Below are 17,577 nucleotides of genomic sequence, written 5' to 3'. Positions count from 1 at the left end.
ACCAGTTTAGATCATCATGTTGTAGTGTAAGTAGTTCATAATCCATACAGAGCCAACCAGAAGTACGGCAATACAAAGTACTGTATAGATAAATGCAATCACGTTCCAACGTTGCTCTGAAGATGAGTTCATGTGCAAGAAGTAAACTAATTGAACAAGAACCTGAGCAGCCGCTGTAATTGCAATAACAGTCATCAAAATACCACGGCCAAAACCGCCAGTCATAACCATACCGAATGGAATTACGGTGAGGATAACTGAAAGGATGAAACCAATCGTATATTGCTTCGTGTTACCGTGTGAAGCACCAGCAGAGTTATGATCGTGACTCATTATAGAACTCCCATCAAGTAAACTACGCTGAATACACAGATCCAAACGATGTCAAGGAAGTGCCAGAACAAGCTTAGGCAAGCAAGGCGGCGCGTGTTTGGAAGAGTCAAACCATATTTCTTGATTTGAATCATTAACACGATCATCCAGACTAAGCCAGAAGTTACGTGAATACCGTGCGTACCTACTAAAGTAAAGAACGACGATAAGAACGCACTCACGCTTGGACCATGGCCAGCATGAACTAAGTGATGAAACTCATATAGTTCCATACCGATGAATGAAGCACCGAATAACCAAGTGATCGCTAACCAAGCTAACACTTGGTTGACGTTCTTTTTGTATGCAGCAAGAACCGCAAAACCAAAAGTCACAGAAGAGATCAAGAGAGCAAAAGTTTCAGTTAAAACGAAACCTAAAGACTCACCAAATAGTTCTTTTGCACTTGGTGTACCCATAGGTACATGGCTACTTAATACAGCGAATGCAATGAAGAGTGTACCGAATAAGATCAAGTCACTCATCAAATAAGTCCAAAAACCAAAGACGGTGATATCCGTATCATCGTGGTGATGATGCTCATCGTGTCCGTGGTTTTCGTGATGAAGTACGTCAGCCATTGTCTTAGTCCTTCTTCAAGTGTTTTTCAAGAATCGCGTAACGTTCATTCTCAATACGCTCAACTTCAGCAGCAGGAACATAGTAGTCCACCTTCTTCGTGAATGAAGAAGTGATGAAGCTGATAATAGCAGCGATGAAAGTCACAGCAACCAACCACCAGATATGCCAGATTAAGCCAAAGCCCATCACAGTAATGAACATTGCAATAACAAAGCCGGCGGCACGATTCGTTGGCATGTGGATGTCTTCGTACGACGTTGGTTTCGCATAAGCCACACCATTTTCTTTGTCATTCCAGAAGGTATCAATACCATTGATCTTTGGAACATGAGCAAAGTTATAGAACGGAGCAGGAGACGAAGTCGCCCATTCAAGCGTACGAGAATCCCATGGATCGCCTGTAAGGTCGAGATGGTCGTTGCGTTGTAGGAAACCAACAACAATTTGCATAATGAAACATGCAATACCAAGCGCGACTAAAATTGAACCGAAGAATGCAATAGCGATGTACGGGTCCCATTCTGGGTTGTCATAAGTGTTCAAACGACGAGTCATACCCATGAAACCAAGGATATAAAGTGGCATGAACGCAAAATAGAAACCAAAGAACCAGAACCAGAACGCAGCTTTACCCCAAGCTTCATTGAGCTTCCAACCAAACATTTTTGGCCAGTAGAAAATGATACCTGCGAACATTGCGAATACTACACCACCAATAATTACGTTATGGAAGTGAGCGATAAGGAATAACGAGTTATGTACCAAGAAGTCCGCTGGTGGAACTGCCATTAATACACCTGTTAAACCACCGATACCGAAAGTCACAAGGAAGCCAAGTGTCCATAGCATTGGTGTTGTGAAGCTGATACGACCCTTATACATGGTGAATAACCAAGAGAAGATCTTCACACCAGTAGGAATCGCAATCACCATGGTCATGATACCAAAGAACGCGTTCACGTTGGCACCAGCACCCATAGTAAAGAAGTGGTGAACCCATACCACGAACGCAAGTACTGTGATCGCGATAGTTGCATACACCATTGATTTGTAACCAAACAACGTTTTACGAGAGAACGTCGCTACAACTTCTGAGTAAATACCAAATGCTGGTAATACTAAGATGTAAACTTCTGGGTGACCCCATGTCCAAATCAAGTTTACGTACAACATTGGGCTACCACCCATGTCGTTTGTAAAGAAGTGGAAACCGAAGTAACGGTCAAGCGTTAACATTGCAATGGTTGCTGTTAACACTGGGAATGACGCAATGATCAATACTGCTGTACACAAAGATGTCCAAGTAAAGATCGGCATGTCCATAAGAGACATACCAGGCGCACGCATTTTAATGATGGTAACGAAGAAGTTAACACCTGTTAAGAGCGTACCTAAACCGGAAATCTGAAGTGCCCAGATATAGTAATCCACACCCACACCTGGAGAGTATTCGATACCTGAAAGAGGAGGGTATGCCATCCAACCTGTAGCAGCGAATTCACCAATTGCAAGAGATGCCATCATCAAACCAACAGCGCCAGCAAATAACCAGAAGCTGAGTGAGTTCAATAATGGGAAGGCAACGTCACGTGCACCAATTTGAAGAGGTACAGAGATGTTCATTAAGCCTACAACAAGACCCATTGCTACGAAGAAGATCATGATAACACCGTGAGCGGTGAAGATCTGATCGTAGTGTTCTGGGTGTAAATAACCTTCACCGCCACCACGAGCGAGGAAAAGTTGTAAACGCATCATAAATGCATCAGCAAAACCACGCACAAGCATGATGATTGATACAATTAGATACATAATACCAATTTTTTTATGGTCTACCGATGTGAACCATTCGTTCCACAAGTAGCTCCATTTTTTAAAGTAGGTAACACCAGCAACAACTGCGATGCCACCTAAGATCATCATTGCAACTGTTACCAGTACAATTGGATCATACGGAATAGCGTCCGGACCTAACTTACCTAAGAAGCTCATGTCTTATTCCCCTACAACTGATGAAGCAGGTTCAACTGCGGCATGTGCTTCAGAAGCAGCAGCCCCGTGAGCACCCGCAGTTGCTGAATGATCAGCACCGTGATAGTTACTCATGTATTTGTTGATCACTGATTCAAACAAGCCTTGCTCTACAGAAGAGTAGTAAGTCACTGGATGTGGCTTAGTTGGGTAAGGCTTCATTGCTTCAGCAGCAGCCTTCTCTTCAGGAGTTTTTGCTTTTGCAATTAAAGCTTCAATTTGATGCTTACCACGGTTACCGTCACGTAAAGATGCAAATTCAGACTGATCTAAAATTGTTTTTTGTACAGCTTTTGGATTAATGCTTGTACCGTTACCTGCTTTAATAGCAGCAACCCATTCAGCGAATTGAGCGTCTGTTAAAGAGTGAGCACGGAAGCGCATTTGCGAGAAGCCATAACCTGAATAGTTTGAAGAGAAACCGCGGTAGCCTTCAGCTGGGCTAGTTCCATCTGCTAACAAATTCAAGTGAGTCTGCATACCTGCCATTGCATAAATTTGACCGCCTAACGAAGGGATGAAGAATGAGTTCATCGTAAAGTTAGAAGTTAATTTAAGTGCAATTGGAGTCTTTTCAGGGAAACGAATTTCGTTAACCGTAGCAATATTAAGATCAGGATAAATGAAGATCCATTTAAACTGCTCTGCAATGACTTGAACATTTACAGGTGCTTTATCGGATTCGATAGGGCGGTAAGGGTCATACTTGTGTGAACCCCACCAAGTTAACCACGCCAGAATACCAATAATAATGACAGGAATACCCCAAACTACAATTTCAATTGTAGTAGAGTGTGCCCATGTAGGTTTATAGTCTGCATCTTTATTCGACGCGCGATATTTCCAACCAAACCATAATGCCATAATGATTGATGGAATAACCACCAACAGCATTAAATAGATCGCAGTCATCATTAAGTCAGATTGACCTTGTGCAACTGGACCTTTCGAGTTTAGAAGTACCATATCACCGCCACACCCAGTCAAGAGCGCGGCAATCGTAGATAAAGACAATACAGCTAAAATCGTTTGTCTCATTTTACAACCTCGGTGAAGAGTCCCATTCCCTAATAAAATTGGGATAGCGATTAAAGTGTCGCATGATTGAAAAGTTTCTTTTTAAGACTAAAAACACTTCTCAATCATAAGACACCGCTACGTTGTAGGGCATTATGCCTCATATCGACAAACTAAGCTATACGTAAAGATGCTTTAAATAACTGTTATAAAAACCGATTTTTTTACTCGGAATTGGGTGTTTTTCCTTGGAGATTTATATTGAATATCAATATACTGCGGAAAATAGAGGTGTGCTAAACCTCAGTCCGAATATGCCCAAATTATTGCTTAATAACCTTGGTTTTAGCCAGCTTATCGTGCAAAGTTTGACGCTTTGCGCTTAAACCAAAGACGTGATCGACGATCGTGATGAATGGCATAAATAGCATGTTGAGCACAATAAAGACAACACTGCGTAATGTGAATACACGCATTAAACTAACTTTTTCGTTGGTTTCAATATCTACAATTTTAATTTTGGTGACTTTTTTGCCAATACTTTGACCGTTTTTTGCCAAGAAAAAGGCTTGAATACCAAGCATGATCAGCAAGTAAATCCCCATGCTTGTCCAAGCTTCAGTGGGAATCAATTGAAATAGTTGCGCTTGCAGTTCACTGGCTTGAGTTGCCGTTGTAGCTGCTTGCATTTTCTGCTGAATTTCGGTGAGTTCACCGAACTGATCGGCTTGCAAGAAAAACGAGGGAATGGCAGCTGCAGGTAACCATAATAATAAATCAATGACTTTCGCCAAAACGCGAGTACCAATAGAGGCAAGTTCAGGTTGAACCGCTTTTGCAGTCGTACGATTCTGCTGTGCGAATTGGTTTGTCAGCTGTACTGGTTCAGGAATAGGAGGCTGAGCTTGATAGCCTGCAGGTTCATAGGCCAGTTTTCCTTGGGTGAGTTCACCTAAAGCTTTCCATTCAGGCATACCTTGATGCCAAACTAAATCCGTTAATAAAACTTGTTGGCTTGCGAGCATCTGATTCAGTTGCTCTAAGGTATATGGACCGGCTTGTTGATTATTTCGTGCCAAGTAAATCTGCATATAAACTTAATCTCAAAATATAAATTGGGATGTCAAAATAATAGATGTATTTGTTTTCAAATTAAAAACAAATAGAAAAATCTTATGTTAAAACTTGTGGATAGTCTGGGAAAATTCAAGATGAAATTAACCAAAGATACACAAAACTTATGACAGTGTAGCAAGGAATGAGTCGTCTCTTCTAGTTTTATCGCAATACGATCTTTGCTAAATCAAGATGTTGATATATGAATGCTGAATTTAGCTGAAGCTTTGTATAAAGGGGCTTATTTTAATGACGACACCTAAAAGTAGTCGGCATAAAAAAAGACCCGTGAAAGGGTCTTTTTTTTATCGCATCAAAAAATTAAGATTTTTGAGCTTTTTCTGCTGCAAGGAAGAACCATGTGTCTAATACTGAGTCAGGATTTAGTGATACAGATTCGATGCCTTGTTCCATGAGCCATTGCGCAAGATCTGGGTGATCTGAAGGACCTTGGCCACAGATACCCACATATTTACCTGCTTTGCGGCATGCATGAATTGCCATAGATAGAAGCGCTTTAACAGCTGGATCACGTTCATCAAATAGGTGAGATACGATACCAGAGTCACGATCTAGACCGAGTGTTAACTGGGTTAAGTCGTTTGAGCCGATAGAGAAGCCGTCAAAGTGTTCAAGGAACTGTTCAGCCAATAATGCGTTCGTTGGTAACTCACACATCATGATTACTTTCAGGCCATTTTCACCACGTTTCAAACCATTTAAAGCCAATAATTCGATGACACGTTTTGCTTCGTGTACAGTACGGACGAAAGGAATCATGATTTGAATGTTGGTTAAGCCCATTTCGTCACGTGCTTTTTTCAACGCGCGACATTCTAACTCGAAGCAGTCACGGAAGTTGTCAGACACATAACGGCTTGCACCACGGAAGCCCAACATTGGGTTTTCTTCTTCAGGCTCGTATAACTTACCACCGATCAAGTTTGCATATTCATTTGACTTAAAGTCAGACATACGAACAATCACAGGCTTGTCTGCAAATGCAGCAGCGAGGGTAGAAATACCTTCAACTAGTTTTTCAACATAGAATTCGATTGGCGATGCATAACCCGCAGTACGCGCCATGACCGCAGCACGTGTTTCACGTGGCAAGCTGTCAATGTTCAACAATGCTTTAGGGTGGACACCGATCATACGGTTAATGATGAACTCAAGACGCGCAAGACCAATCCCTTCATTTGGAATTTGTGCAAAGTCAAATGCACGGTCAGGGTTGCCAACGTTCATCATTACTTTGAATGGAAGTGCTGGCATAGATTCAATTGAATTGGTTTGAATCTCGAAGTCTAGTGAACCTTCATAGATGAAACCTGTATCACCTTCAGCGCATGAAACAGTTACTTCTTGACCGTCTACTAGAACTTCAGTTGCATTACCACAGCCCACGATTGCTGGAACACCCAGTTCACGCGCAATAATTGCAGCGTGACAAGTACGACCACCACGGTTAGTAACAATCGCAGCTGCACGTTTCATTACTGGTTCCCAGTCTGGGTCAGTCATGTCTGATACAAGAACGTCACCGTCTTGAACTTTGTCCATTTCTTTAATAGACGTAACAATACGTACTTTACCAGAACCGATACGTTGACCAATTGAACGACCTTCACAAATTACTGTACCTTTTTGTTTCAAAAGGTAGCGTTCCATTGTGCCGACGTTTTCACGGCTCTTCACTGTTTCAGGGCGTGCTTGAACGATATAAATTTGACCGTCATCACCATCTTTTGCCCATTCGATGTCCATTGGAGAACCGTAATGGTTTTCAATGATGAGCGCTTGTTTTGCAAGTTCTTGAAGTTCGTGGTCGTTCAATGCAAATTGTTGACGCTCTTGCTTTTCAACATCAACCACAACAACTGATTTACCCGCAGATGCTTCTTCGCCATAAATCATTTTTTGGTGTTTAGAACCCAAATTACGACGTAATACAGCGTGTTTGCCTGCATTTAAAAGTGGTTTAGAGAGGTAGAATTCGTCAGGGTTTACGGCACCTTGAACAACCATTTCACCCAAACCATAAGATGCAGTGATGAAGACGACATCACGGAAACCAGATTCAGTATCAAGAGTGAACATTACACCCGCTGCACCCGTTTCAGAACGGACCATACGTTGAATGCCAGCAGATAAAGCCACCACATCATGCGCAAAGTTTTGGTGTACGCGATAAGAGATTGCACGGTCGTTATATAGTGATGCAAACACTTCTTTGATCGCGATCAAAACGTTGTCGATACCGCGAATGTTTAAGAAAGTTTCTTGTTGGCCTGCGAAAGACGCATCTGGTAAATCTTCTGCTGTTGCAGAAGAACGAACGGCAACCGCGATGTCAGGGTTGCCGTTTGAAAGTTCTTCAAATGCTTTACGAACTTCTTTTTCTAGTTCTGTTGTAAGTGGAGTGTCAACAATCCATTGGCGAATTTTAGCACCTGTTTCAGCCAAAGCATTTACATCATCAACATTGAGTGTTTTTAGCTCTGCATTGATTTTAGCGTTTAGGCCGCTTTGCTCGAGAAATTCACGATATGCCTGAGCTGTAGTAGCAAAGCCACCTGGTACAGATACACCTGCATTTGATAGGTGGCTGATCATTTCACCTAGAGATGAGTTTTTCCCACCTACGAGTTCAACGTCGTGTTTCCCTAATTTTTCTAGACCAATTACGCGCGCTTCCAAAGTTGTTACTCCACTTTTGCAGTATTTAATCACTATCTTGGCATCAGATTATAACAAATCTACTTAGCTTTTTGATTTTACTAAGCGACAGTCATGTAAGATCGGTTTACTATAAAGATTATATAGCACTAAGACAAATGTTTAAGGAGAATTTTAATGTCAGAAAGCAAACAGTTTAAGCGGAGTGTTTTTTTTATTTCAGATGGTACTGCAATTACCGCAGAAACCCTTGGGCACTCTCTATTGGCGCAGTTTCCAAATGTTGACTTTGACATTCATATTATTCCTTATATTAGTTCAGAAGAAGCTGCGACCAATGTTGTAGCTGAGATTAATCAAAGAGCATTACAAGATGGTCAAAAACCATTGGTGTTTGACACATTGGTTGACCCGTATGTGCGGGATATTATCAATACTGCAAATGCAGTAAATCTTGATGTATTTGAGGGGCTTATAAGTAAGTTGTCTGAAGAGTTAGGCACTCCACCTACAACTTTAGTCGGACAGACCCATGCTGTGACTGATTCTGAGTCTTATAAAGCGCGTATTGATGCGGTGCATTTTGCCTTAGATAACGATGATGGCGCACGTACACGTCACTATGACAAGGCCGATTTGATTTTGATTGGGGTTTCACGTTCGGGGAAAACACCGACCTCGATTTACTTGTCATTACAGTTTGGAATTCGTGTTGCTAATTACCCACTGACTGAAGAAGACTTAGATGATAACCGCTTACCTGCAGTACTTCGAGCGCATAAGCATAAGCTGTTTGGTTTAATGATTGATGCTGAACGTTTGGTTGCCATTCGCTCTGAACGTAAGGCGAATAGTCGCTATGCAAGCTTTAGTCAATGCCAAATGGAACTACGCGCCATTGAAGGGATCTATATTTCTGAGGGGATTAAATATTTAAATGTCTCTGAAATGTCAATTGAGGAAATTTCTACTCGTGTACTCCAAATGACGGGTCTAAAACGTCGCATTGGTTGATATCGAGATGACAGTATAAAGGGTCATCGTGGTGATGCTTTATACTGTTTATTAATTTCGCTATAAATAGAAAAATATAGATCAGATTATATGAAAATAATATCAAAATGCATTTTTAGTCTTATTTTGTTCAGTTCTTTTAATATGACAGTTTATGCGGAAAATATATCCATTCAGCAGTCCGAACAAGCGATTATTTTAAAATATGCGGCACTGGATTTTTATGAAGTCAATCAAAAAATCGAACAGGATATTGTCGATTTAATCCAGAAAAATACTGCAAGTTATGCTTATTCTTTCCCCAAATTAACTGAAAATCTTAGACTAAAGATTAATAGCTCACCTGATCGACTGCTTAAATTCTATACCTTTGATGTGGGCGGTGGTGGCACTATGGGTGAATTTTCATCCTATGTACAGATGAAATCGAGACCGTCTAGCAAGCTTCAAGCGATCAATACGGGCTATATTTTAAATATTGATCAAGTGAAAATGGGGACGCAACCGATTTACTTCGTGCAAAGCTATTACAAAGGGGATAGTTGCCACGGTCTATATCAAATTCAAGCCTTTAAAATGCATGCTCAAGCTTTGACACTAGCCCCAATTTTTCAGACGAAAAATAAGAAGCAGTTGAGTTCGATAGAAGTGGATTATGACTGTCATTATGATGAAGCGCGTCAAGGTTCGTATATTCGGGTTTCGAAAGATTTAAAGTATGTTGATATCAAATTACTGAATCAAAATAGTCAGCCAACAGGTCAGTATTTGCGCTATGCACGTGGAAAGTCAGCTTTTCAATATCAGGGTGTAGTGAATTAAAGAGGGCAAGCTAAAATGCTTACCCACGTGATGTCTAGTGTGTATAGGTGGTAATAATCACATCAACTGGATGTTCTGCACCATCAAGACTCTGGATATCATGTTCTCGAATTTTCACAATTGGCCAAGTCACCAATTTACAGTTTTCACGCTGTAAAGCATGGTAGTAGAAATCGGACTTAAAGAATTTGAGTTTATTGGCAGCAGTATTAGGCTTAAGTTGGTGTCTGAGCCACGGGTCAGCAACTTGGGTTTCTAAAAAACGTAAAGCCAATAGGCATTTAATACGGGTACTAAATAATCGGCGGTTTTTAATGACTAATGGATGCTGGATTAAGCGCTGAACCCCGCGTTCTGTTTTGGGTAAAATGAAGTGAGGTTCATTTTGAAAAACACGAACAGATTGTGCCACCTGGCAGATTGACTCAAGTCCACTTACCGTGTGCTGATTGGTGCCAATAATCGCAACACGTTGTTGGTTAAAATCATGCTGTTTAATGTCTGATGATGCAATCAGTTGACCTCTGAAATGCTGAAAATATTCGGGATGGTTTTGAAATAAACCCGATAGGCTATCTGTTGGATGTAAATTAACCATGCTCGATCCTTAATTGTTTTTTTAGTTTTTCCTTAATCTTTTATTTTTAGTGTTTTTACTCTAAAAAGGCAAAATGATTAACTGTCTGAGCAGTCACGTTAACTTTAGTCTAAGGCGATAACATATTTGGATTATGTTTTTAAGGATGGACAGAGATGCAAAGGGTTAGTATTCATTTTGCCCAATGAATGTCGATAGAACAGTCATTGGGCAAATAGGTTCACGTCCGCTTAGCTATTTTTGATCTGCATTAAACGTTCAAAGTTTTCTAAACGTTTCTCTGTATCATAGATGTCACAAGTGAAAATAAATTCATCGACATCATATTCTAAAAGAAGTTGTTTCAAGCCTTCTTTTACGGTGCCATTGGAACCAATTTGTGCCATAGCATAGAAACTGTCTACGGACATTTTTTCCGCAGCTGACCAAAGACCGTCCATGCTTTCAATAGGTGCTTTTAACTTTAAGCTTTGACCGCGCATCAGACCTAAAACACGTTGATAGGCACTTGTTGCCAAGAACTCCGCTTCAGCATCAGTTTCAGCAACGACCGTAGGGACACCCATCGACACATAAGGTTTTGATAAGTATTCAGAAGGTTCAAAGTTTTCACGATAGAGCTGAATCGCTTGTTTCAGCATGCGCGGTGCAAAGTGTGATGCGAATGAGTAGGGAAGACCGAGTTTAGCTGCGAGTTGTGCGCTAAATAAACTTGAACCGAGTAACCATACGGGCACATGAGTCCCTTGTCCCGGCGTTGCAACAATACGTTGATTCGGTTCAGCATCTTTAAAGTAATGCAGAATTTCTAAGACATCTTGTGGGAATTGTTCTTCAGTTTCTTGACGACCACGACGTAATGCGCGCATGGTGACTTGGTCTGTACCGGGTGCGCGACCTAAACCTAACTCAACACGATGCGGGTAGAGTGTAGCAAGTGTACCGAATTGTTCTGCTACCACAAGTGGCGCATGGTTTGGGAGCATAATGCCACCTGAGCCGACTTTTAAAGTTGAGGTATTCGCGAGTAAATAGCCGAGTAGCACCGCAGTAGCAGAGCTGGCAATACCATCCATATTATGATGTTCTGCAAGCCAAAGTCGGCTATAGCCTAAACGTTCAGCTTGTTGGGCCAATTTTAAGCTATGCTGTAGGGTGAGTTGTACAGTTTGATCTTCGCGGACAGGAGCTAATTCTAAAATAGAAAATTGAGTTTCGGACAATGTGCGCATTCGGCTTCTCAAATTTGCGGTGTATATCGAAATAATACGATATAAGCAGGGTTTTGTATATCGTTTTTATTCGATGTGTTCTGTCTGCACGATAAATCAGCCGCTAATATGTTGAATTGCAACAGTGATAAATTTAATACAACCATTAAAAATGAATGAGAAGATCATATTCAAATTGTGCTGCTGATCGGTTGTACTTTAGCTTTTTGAGACAGCGATTATTTCTTAAATAAAAAAACACCCGAAGGTGCTTTTTTATTTGGAAATTTTTATAGATGACTTAACGTTTACCGTTTTTGTACCAGCCTAAGTGACGACCATTGTCACCACGGTAGTCGCGATCATTGTATTTATAGTTATTGTAGCGGTAACCACGGTTGTTATCACGATGGTCATAACGATCATTATATCGACGGTCATCTTCATCATCGTAACGGCGGTCTTCTGAGACTTTTTTACCGAGAACGGCACCACCTGCTGAACCTAAGCCCGCACCAATATAACCACCATTGGTGCCACCCATGTTTTTACCTACTGTATAACCACCTGCACCGCCAAGTGCTGCACCAATGATTGCGCCATTACGGTCACGTTTGTTGGCTGAAGCGGCTGCACCTGCACCACCGCCAATGGCAGAACCAATCATAGCACCAGTTTGTCCACCCATTTGGTTACCAATTGCGGCACCGACTACACCACCAAGCGCAGAAGTCAGTGCTGTATTCGTACTATTGCCTGCGTATGTAGTCGTCATTGTTAATGCAGAAGTTGCAATTACAGTACTCATTAAAATTGATTTGATTTTCATTTTTAGACTCCTAAGAGTATGTTCATTTCGTCTTGATTTCACTTTAGCGAAACATATAGGAAGAATAATGAAGAGAAACTTTATCAAAATTGTTGCTTTGGTAAATGCTATGTAACGACTCTTCGTATTTTCTACCAGTTTAGCTCTGTGGAATTACGTCTTGATCTGTGCCATAAAAAAGCACCCGAAGGTGCTTTCTATGACATCTTTACAATGCTGTAAATTAATGGTGTTTACGGTGTTTCTTTTTCCATTTTTTTCCATGGTAAGAGCTGGTTTGTTTGTCTTTTGAGATTTTATTCCCTAGTGCTGCACCACCTGCTGCACCTAATGCCGAACCGACATAACCACCGTTGGTACCACCCATGCTTTTACCTACGGTATAACCCGCACCACCACCGATGGCACCGCCAATAGCAGATTCTGTACGATTACGTTTGTCACTTGCAACAGCTGCACCACCTGCGCCACCCAGTGCTGCACCAATGGTTGCACCAGTGTTACCGCCCATGTTTTTCCCAATTGCAGTCCCTGCAACACTACCTAAAGCACTTGCAGCAGCAACGCGGGTTGTATTATCTGCATACGCAGTTGCAGTAAACATGGATGCTGTCGCTAATGTTGCTGACATTAAGAGTGTATTTAGTTTCATGTGTTTCTCCATGTCCAACATTGGTTGAACTGTCGTATTTATTTCGATGGCGCTAATGTAACAAAAAGATTCTAGTTAATTGTGAAGAGTTGAAACCAAATTGAAACCCGTTGGTTTCTTGTTTGTATCAGTTTTATTACAAATGTGAATAATGCGAATGAAATTTATCCAGACTCGTGCAAATGTGGATAAACCTAGGAGTGATGTAATTCACACTCTGCGTCATAGACGAATGAAGTGCTATTAAAAGTAGTTGGAGTGGGTGTAGATCATTATTTTAATTTTTAACGTCAATGGCTGAACCTATTTTCAAAAATATACAAATTCGATTTAGCTTATATGGAGTAAAAATCAGTCCATATTGAATAAAGATGTTCTTTGGGCGATAGAGTCGTTAAACTAAGCGCAAATTTTTTGGTGCTGTGAAACTGTATTGCAGCCTTTATATTGAGATATTTTCCTAATGAAAGAATCGTTACGTTTACGATTAGATCAACTTTCTGACCGTCACGAAGAATTAACAGCATTACTTGCAGATGTAGAAGTGATTTCAGATAACAAGCGTTTCCGCCAACTGTCACGTGAACATAGTGATTTGACTGAAATTACAGAAGTTTGGACCAAGTACAAACAAGCAGAAGCAGACATTGAAACGGCTGAAGCGATGTTGTCAGATCCTGACTTTAAGGAAATGGCTGTTGAAGAAATTAAAGAAAATAAAGCCATTATTGAGTCTCTAGAAGCTGATTTAAATATTTTAATGATTCCGAAAGATCCAAATGATGCCAATTCTGCCTATTTGGAAATTCGAGCGGGTACAGGCGGTGATGAAGCCGCTATCTTCTCGGGTGACTTATACCGCATGTACACCAAGTACGCTGAATCACAAGGCTGGCGTATTGAGGTGTTGTCTGAAAATGAAGGCGAACACGGTGGTTATAAAGAAATCATTTGCTTGGTGAATGGTGAGGGCGTTTACGGCCGCTTGAAGTTTGAAAGTGGCGCGCACCGTGTACAACGCGTACCTGCAACGGAGTCTCAAGGACGCGTGCATACTTCGGCGTGTACTGTTGCGATTTTGCCTGAAATTGATGTTGATACAACGGTCGAGATTAATGCATCAGACTTACGTATTGATACCTACCGTGCCTCAGGTGCGGGTGGTCAGCACATCAACAAAACCGATTCGGCTGTGCGTATTACCCATATTCCAACAGGAACGGTGGTGGAATGTCAGGAAGAGCGTTCACAGCATAAAAACAAAGCTAAAGCCATGGCTTTACTTGCTTCACGTTTGGAAAATGCAAAACGTGCAGCAGCTGATGCAGCAACGTCTGAAATGCGCCGTGACTTGGTCGGCTCGGGTGATCGTTCAGAGCGTATCCGTACCTATAACTATCCGCAAGGTCGTATGACCGATCACCGTATTAACTTAACTTTATACAAGTTAGATGCGGTTATGGAAGGCGATTTAACTGAACTATTAGATAGCTTACACCGCGAATACCAAGCAGATCAGCTTGCGATGCTTGCACAGCAGAATGGTGGATAATGAATATTGCCCAAGCTTTGGCTTTACGTGGTGAAGCTGAGAGTTACGAACGTCAAGAAAATGCATGGTTGCTGGAACACATTACCAAAATTGATTCTTTTGATTTGGTTATGAAAAAAGACCAAGTGCTGACCGATGAGCAAGAGCAAGCCTATGTTGCAGCACTTGCGCGAATCGAAGCAGGAGAGCCTTTGGCTTATGTGACAGGTTCACAGCCATTTTGGACGCTGGATCTGATTGTCACTCCTGATACCTTAGTGCCACGTCCAGATACCGAGGTACTGGTTGAAACTGTACTACGTTTAGACTTACCTGAAGATGCGCGCATTGTCGACTTAGGCACGGGGACGGGTGCGGTTGCGCTTTCATTGGCCAGTGAACGGGACACGTGGGACATCACGGCGACCGATATTTATGAGCCGACTTTAGCGGTTGCTCAGCAAAATGCAGAAAAGCATGACTTAAATGATGTGACTTTTGTGTGTGGTAGTTGGTTTGCACCGCTGAATCGAAAGTTTTTTGATGTGATTGTATCGAATCCGCCATATATTGATGCTGATGATACACACATGCAAGACTTAGCAACTGAACCTGAACGCGCTCTGGTTGCGGCAGACCATGGTTTGGCTGATTTAAAAGTCATTATCCAGCAAGGCAAAAAGCATTTAACCCTCGATGGTTGGGTGGTGCTTGAGCATGGTTATGATCAAGGTGACGCTGTACAGAAAATCTTTAAAGAAGCGGGCTATAAGCAAGTCCGTACGGTAAAAGATTATGGTGGGAATGACCGCGTCACTTTAGGGCAGTGGACACAATAATTTCATTGTTCCCTTCAAAATAAAAGCGCAGTTGATGCGCTTTTATTTTTTCTACCTTATGTTCCAAATACGTCACGCCAACGCAGTAGCCAAGTCTCGATGGCTTTCATAATGCCATCGCTGAATTTTCCAAGTACGGCTAATAGAATAATCGCTAAAATCACAATATCGGGACGCGAAGTTTCTCTTCCATCACTCAGTAAGTAACCAATGCCTTGTGTCGCAGCAATCAGTTCTGCGGCAATCATAAACATCCATGCCAAACTTAAACTGTTGCGTAGTCCCGTTAAAATTCCCGGAGACGACGCAGGCAAAATAATCTGTTGTACCTGCTGCCAGTATTTTAACCGATAGACTTGCGCGACTTCGATGAGTTTTCGGTCAACACCTTTAATCGCTGCGACCGTGTTGGTATAGGTCGGAAAAAATGCGCCAATTGCAATCAGAGTAATTTTCGATGCTTCATCAATCCCTAACCACAGTAAAAGTAGAGGAATCCACGCTAAGCTTGGGATGGATTTAATCGCTGAAAAACTGGGTTCTAAAAATGCTTCAACCTGTTTGTTGAGTCCGACCAAAATCGCACAAATTAACGCCAGAGCACTGCCAATAAAAAAGCCTAAAAACACCCGCCATGTACTGGTCCAGACATGCATCCATAAATCTGCCTGCCATAAATCTAGAAAGGTTTGCCATAAACTACTGGGTGCAGGCAATAAATAAGGTTCAATAAAACCTGCACGGACCAGATATTCACAAGCAATCAGTAAGAGCACTGGAAGGGTGATGGCTTTGAGAACACGCTTCAATTTCAACTGAAATGAGGAACCCTTTTTCACTTCAACAGGGGTGAAAGAGCTCGCGACTGACTTGGTCATTATTTGCTTACAACCTTTTGTGCATATTGCGGCTTAAACAACTGAGTCACGACTTGATTAACATTGGTGCCTTTACGGACTAAGTCTTCTTCATTCAAAATACTGCCAGACTTTTGTAATGCTGCAATCTGTTTGGCTGACGGAATGTTTTGATCAAAGTTGGTACGGCTTAATTGTAATTTTGCGACATTCAACGGAAGTTTGGACTCGCGTGCCAATAACTCCGCCAGTTTCTCTGGATTAGCTTTGGCCCACTTACGTGCTTGTTCATAGGCTTTAATTACCGCTTCAATGGCTTCGGGGCTTTGCTGAGAAAAAGACTCTTTGACACTGAGCACGCTATAACTATTAAACCCAATATTTCGATACAGTAGTTTTGCGCCAGATTGCACTTGTGCCGATGCCATCAGTGGATCTAGGCCTGCCCAAGCATCGACTTGACCACGTTCTAAAGCTGTTTTGCCATCTGGATGTTGTAAATGGACCAGTTGCACGTCACGTTTATTTAGACCCACTGTATCCAATGCTTGTAGGGTAAACAGAAATGGATCTGTGCCTTTAGTTGCTGCAATTTTCTTTCCTTTTAAGTCTTTTAAACTTTTAATCGGGGAGTTTTTAGCAACCACCAAAGCGGTCCATTCAGGTTGGCTCTGGATATATATGGTATTAATTGGACTGCCGTTGGCACGACTGAGCACGGCTGCAAGCCCTGCGGTTGAAGCAAAATCGACACTGCCGCTATTTAAATATTCCAGCGAACGGTTACTGCCTTGGCTAAACACCCATTTAATTTCAGTCTTAGGTAGGGCTTTTTCTAACAATTTCTGCTCTTTCACCACAAGACTGGTTGGTGCGTAATAGGCATAATCGAGTTTGAGTGTGTTTGGAATAGCGGCATTGGCATAAGAGCCGATTAGACCTAAAATCAGTGAAGTGCTCAGGAGTTTAAAGTTTTTCATGTTGCATCATTTAAATAAGTTCATTTGTGGATTCTTTTAACCTTATGTATGCGAAAAATAAAAAAAGAAAAATGGATAACAAAATATTAAATTGAAATAAACGGGTGGTCTTGGCTTAACTATCTGAATTTTAATAACTTGATTGAGCTATGTGTAGTTTTTGGAGTATAGAATAACTTCCAAAAAGCATAGAATAATTTCTTCTTATATGAAGATTGCATAACTAAATCATTCATTTTGAATGTAAAAAAGCGACTGTAAAAGTCGCTTTTTTTTGAGGGATTGCAAGCTTACATAGGATAGTCTTGTAAGCTGTCAGACACTTCAACTTGCTCTAAAGCATCAGTTTCAAGTGCAAGGCAAAGTGTCACAATTTTCTTTAGATCGGCCAGATATTGTTCATCTTTAAACGATGCACCTAACTGCAGGGCTTGAATACGGTCAGCG

Annotated in this window: 16 protein-coding genes; 4 read left to right on the top strand and 12 right to left on the bottom strand. The window is 41.4% G+C overall.

What is annotated here, in order from left to right; all coding sequences use genetic code 11:
* Positions 1–6 precede the first annotated feature (6 nt).
* From B4F08_RS02820 to ppsA, 6 genes are all read right to left on the bottom strand, one after another.
* Positions 7–336 (bottom strand): cytochrome o ubiquinol oxidase subunit IV, encoded by a 330-nt coding sequence (locus B4F08_RS02820; protein WP_171264398.1) that lies wholly within the window; start codon positions 334–336, stop codon positions 7–9.
* Positions 333–953 (bottom strand): cytochrome o ubiquinol oxidase subunit III, encoded by a 621-nt coding sequence (cyoC, locus tag B4F08_RS02815; protein WP_291373021.1) that lies wholly within the window; start codon positions 951–953, stop codon positions 333–335. Before cyoC ends, B4F08_RS02820 begins: the two co-directional genes overlap by 4 nt.
* Before the next feature lie 4 nt (positions 954–957).
* Positions 958–2,946, bottom strand: a complete 1,989-nt coding sequence (gene cyoB, locus B4F08_RS02810) for a cytochrome o ubiquinol oxidase subunit I (protein ID WP_086207731.1) — start codon at positions 2,944–2,946, stop codon at positions 958–960.
* Between the two features lie 3 nt (positions 2,947–2,949).
* The gene (gene cyoA / locus B4F08_RS02805; RefSeq protein ID WP_086207730.1) at positions 2,950–4,023 is read right to left on the bottom strand and encodes a ubiquinol oxidase subunit II; all 1,074 of its coding nucleotides are present in this window, start codon (positions 4,021–4,023) and stop codon (positions 2,950–2,952) included.
* Between the two features lie 302 nt (positions 4,024–4,325).
* Positions 4,326–5,093 carry an RDD family protein gene (locus B4F08_RS02800; RefSeq protein ID WP_291373020.1) on the bottom strand — a complete coding sequence of 256 codons (768 nt, stop codon included), beginning with the start codon at positions 5,091–5,093 and terminating at the stop codon, positions 4,326–4,328.
* Between the two features lie 346 nt (positions 5,094–5,439).
* Positions 5,440–7,818, bottom strand: coding sequence for a phosphoenolpyruvate synthase (ppsA, locus tag B4F08_RS02795; protein ID WP_110975228.1), 2,379 nt, complete (start codon positions 7,816–7,818; stop codon positions 5,440–5,442).
* A gap of 156 nt (positions 7,819–7,974) precedes the next feature.
* On the opposite strand from ppsA, the gene ppsR reads away from it, so the two are divergent.
* Together ppsR and B4F08_RS02785 are read left to right on the top strand one after the other, a co-directional pair.
* The gene (ppsR, locus tag B4F08_RS02790; protein ID WP_086207727.1) at positions 7,975–8,811 is read left to right on the top strand and encodes a posphoenolpyruvate synthetase regulatory kinase/phosphorylase PpsR; all 837 of its coding nucleotides are present in this window, start codon (positions 7,975–7,977) and stop codon (positions 8,809–8,811) included.
* 144 nt (positions 8,812–8,955) lie between these two features.
* Entirely contained in the window at positions 8,956–9,633 is a 678-nt protein-coding gene (locus B4F08_RS02785) for a hypothetical protein (RefSeq protein ID WP_291373019.1), read from the top strand.
* Between the two features lie 34 nt (positions 9,634–9,667).
* Here the strand turns inward: B4F08_RS02785 and B4F08_RS02780 are convergent, their stop codons facing one another.
* From B4F08_RS02780 to B4F08_RS02765, 4 genes are all read right to left on the bottom strand, one after another.
* Complete coding sequence (locus B4F08_RS02780; protein ID WP_086207725.1) at positions 9,668–10,231, bottom strand: flavoprotein; 564 nt, start codon at positions 10,229–10,231, stop codon at positions 9,668–9,670.
* Between the two features lie 230 nt (positions 10,232–10,461).
* Complete coding sequence (locus tag B4F08_RS02775; RefSeq protein WP_086207724.1) at positions 10,462–11,463, bottom strand: LLM class flavin-dependent oxidoreductase; 1,002 nt, start codon at positions 11,461–11,463, stop codon at positions 10,462–10,464.
* Positions 11,464–11,743: 280 nt separating this feature from the next.
* Complete coding sequence (locus B4F08_RS02770; protein ID WP_291373018.1) at positions 11,744–12,271, bottom strand: hypothetical protein; 528 nt, start codon at positions 12,269–12,271, stop codon at positions 11,744–11,746.
* A gap of 223 nt (positions 12,272–12,494) precedes the next feature.
* Positions 12,495–12,923 (bottom strand): glycine zipper domain-containing protein, encoded by a 429-nt coding sequence (locus B4F08_RS02765; RefSeq protein ID WP_086207722.1) that lies wholly within the window; start codon positions 12,921–12,923, stop codon positions 12,495–12,497.
* A 463-nt stretch (positions 12,924–13,386) separates the two neighbouring features.
* On the opposite strand from B4F08_RS02765, the gene prfA reads away from it, so the two are divergent.
* Both prfA and prmC read left to right on the top strand, forming a co-directional pair.
* Positions 13,387–14,475, top strand: a complete 1,089-nt coding sequence (prfA, locus tag B4F08_RS02760) for a peptide chain release factor 1 (protein ID WP_110974166.1) — start codon at positions 13,387–13,389, stop codon at positions 14,473–14,475.
* Positions 14,475–15,293: a peptide chain release factor N(5)-glutamine methyltransferase gene (gene prmC, locus B4F08_RS02755; protein WP_291373017.1), complete on the top strand. Its 819-nt coding sequence runs from the start codon at positions 14,475–14,477 to the stop codon at positions 15,291–15,293. The genes prfA and prmC overlap by 1 nt, the downstream gene beginning before the upstream one ends.
* A gap of 56 nt (positions 15,294–15,349) precedes the next feature.
* Here prmC and B4F08_RS02750 read toward each other — a convergent pair whose 3' ends face one another.
* The gene (locus B4F08_RS02750) at positions 15,350–16,171 is read right to left on the bottom strand and encodes an ABC transporter permease (RefSeq protein ID WP_291373016.1); all 822 of its coding nucleotides are present in this window, start codon (positions 16,169–16,171) and stop codon (positions 15,350–15,352) included.
* Entirely contained in the window at positions 16,171–17,130 is a 960-nt protein-coding gene (locus tag B4F08_RS02745; protein WP_291373015.1) for an aliphatic sulfonate ABC transporter substrate-binding protein, read from the bottom strand. Before B4F08_RS02745 ends, B4F08_RS02750 begins: the two co-directional genes overlap by 1 nt.
* Positions 17,131–17,577 lie beyond the last annotated feature (447 nt).

This window comes from Acinetobacter sp. UBA6720, assembly GCF_002454215.1.
GTDB lineage: Bacteria > Pseudomonadota > Gammaproteobacteria > Pseudomonadales > Moraxellaceae > Acinetobacter.
This window is presented reverse-complemented; position numbering and strand designations above follow the sequence as displayed.

Coding starts and splice junctions, on each gene's coding strand:
- B4F08_RS02750 (WP_291373016.1), bottom strand. CDS start 16,171: ATGACCAAGTCAGTCGCGAGCTCTTTCACCCCTGTTGAAGTGAAAAAG.
- cyoB (WP_086207731.1), bottom strand. CDS start 2,946: ATGAGCTTCTTAGGTAAGTTAGGTCCGGACGCTATTCCGTATGATCCA.
- B4F08_RS02780 (WP_086207725.1), bottom strand. CDS start 10,231: ATGGTTAATTTACATCCAACAGATAGCCTATCGGGTTTATTTCAAAAC.
- B4F08_RS02800 (WP_291373020.1), bottom strand. CDS start 5,093: ATGCAGATTTACTTGGCACGAAATAATCAACAAGCCGGTCCATATACC.
- prfA (WP_110974166.1), top strand. CDS start 13,387: ATGAAAGAATCGTTACGTTTACGATTAGATCAACTTTCTGACCGTCAC.
- cyoC (WP_291373021.1), bottom strand. CDS start 953: ATGGCTGACGTACTTCATCACGAAAACCACGGACACGATGAGCATCAT.
- B4F08_RS02745 (WP_291373015.1), bottom strand. CDS start 17,130: ATGAAAAACTTTAAACTCCTGAGCACTTCACTGATTTTAGGTCTAATC.
- B4F08_RS02765 (WP_086207722.1), bottom strand. CDS start 12,923: ATGAAACTAAATACACTCTTAATGTCAGCAACATTAGCGACAGCATCC.
- cyoA (WP_086207730.1), bottom strand. CDS start 4,023: ATGAGACAAACGATTTTAGCTGTATTGTCTTTATCTACGATTGCCGCG.
- ppsR (WP_086207727.1), top strand. CDS start 7,975: ATGTCAGAAAGCAAACAGTTTAAGCGGAGTGTTTTTTTTATTTCAGAT.
- B4F08_RS02785 (WP_291373019.1), top strand. CDS start 8,956: ATGACAGTTTATGCGGAAAATATATCCATTCAGCAGTCCGAACAAGCG.
- B4F08_RS02770 (WP_291373018.1), bottom strand. CDS start 12,271: ATGAAAATCAAATCAATTTTAATGAGTACTGTAATTGCAACTTCTGCA.
- prmC (WP_291373017.1), top strand. CDS start 14,475: ATGAATATTGCCCAAGCTTTGGCTTTACGTGGTGAAGCTGAGAGTTAC.
- B4F08_RS02775 (WP_086207724.1), bottom strand. CDS start 11,463: ATGCGCACATTGTCCGAAACTCAATTTTCTATTTTAGAATTAGCTCCT.